Origin of the sequence: Ruminococcus sp. CAG:57 (genome assembly GCF_000435935.1) — a bacterium.
GTDB classification, from domain to species: domain Bacteria; phylum Bacillota; class Clostridia; order Oscillospirales; family Ruminococcaceae; genus Hominimerdicola; species Hominimerdicola aceti.
This window is the reverse complement of record NZ_FR890697.1, coordinates 1-1,024: the sequence shown is the minus strand read 5'-3', so window position 1 is coordinate 1,024 and position 1,024 is coordinate 1. Positions and strand designations below refer to the sequence as shown.

The following is a 1,024-nucleotide window of genomic DNA, read 5'->3' as shown; positions in this document are numbered from 1 at the left end:
GAATAAGTCACGCTCCATGTGAGCGTGTGAGTTGAAATAAAATGCTTGAATACATAGACCCTGCAAGCTGTGTCACGCTCCACGTGAGCGTGTGAGTTGAAATACGATAATGTAAAAAAGAGAGAGGTATCATGCAATGATTAAATTATTTTTGAAAGAATACTTAGATGAAATGTCAACTGTATGTAGGGATAATCAGAATAATGTAAGTATCGCTGTAAATCCCGATTCTGAAAGGCAGGGACATCCTTATTTCAAATTTTATAATAACGTTTATTATGGAGATGCTGCTAAGGTGGTTAGAATTTTATTTAATTCAGCAGATTATGTTGAAAATAAAAATGCAGAAGACCAAAAGCTTTGGAAACTTTCGCATAAAGAAAAAAAGTTGCTTAAAGAACTTTTGAGTAGTCCTTCTGCAGAATATTCAGATATGACTATTTGGGAAGCTTGTAAATTTGAGTGGAACTTTGAATATTTAGAGCAATCTATTAACTTAGATAAATATGTAAATGGTGAATATGATAAGGATAAAACATTCACAGAAAATCCTGGCTATGTACACTACAGTTTGGAAATGCCTGATTATTTAGAATTAAACTTTTGCTAAATATGTAACTTTAACGTACGCTCCACGTGAGCGTGTGAGTCAATTTTCGTTTCATCGCAGGACTTAGGGTGTACGTTATCCGCTCAGACCACAGCAAGTGTTGTGCGTGGTGTTCAAAGCTTGCAGTAAAAGACGTTTATCCTGAATTTAACTGGAGAAAAGGGGGCTATGTTCATGGCAGAAGAAAATGATATTCTCACAAAGTTAAAAAAAGGCGAAAAAGTTGAGTGTCCTGTTTGCCATAACGGCTACTATGTTCCTGTGAATACAACAGCAGATAAGGCACATTACTTTGTCTGCACTAATAAAGAGTGTAACGGACATTATCGGTGGGAGCCGATAATCGATATTGAATAATACAAATAACCGCTTGACTAAAAGCGGGTACTCATAAAGAAGTTTTAATGATTTGAA

The 1,024-nt window shown here is 35.4% G+C and carries 2 protein-coding genes; both read left to right on the top strand.

Translation table 11 applies throughout. The features are described from left to right. Window positions 1-136: 136 nt before the first annotated feature. Window positions 137-610, top strand: coding sequence for a hypothetical protein (locus tag QVO88_RS02365; RefSeq protein ID WP_022286933.1), 474 nt, complete (start codon window positions 137-139; stop codon window positions 608-610). 174 nt (window positions 611-784) lie between these two features. Further along, window positions 785-967 (top strand): hypothetical protein, encoded by a 183-nt coding sequence (locus QVO88_RS02360; RefSeq protein WP_022286932.1) that lies wholly within the window; start codon window positions 785-787, stop codon window positions 965-967. Window positions 968-1,024: the final 57 nt, after the last annotated feature.

Bases quoted from the DNA above. Each gene is read 5' to 3' on its own strand.
- QVO88_RS02365 (WP_022286933.1), top strand. From the start codon at position 137: ATGATTAAATTATTTTTGAAAGAATACTTAGATGAAATGTCAACTGTA.
- QVO88_RS02360 (WP_022286932.1), top strand. From the start codon at position 785: ATGGCAGAAGAAAATGATATTCTCACAAAGTTAAAAAAAGGCGAAAAA.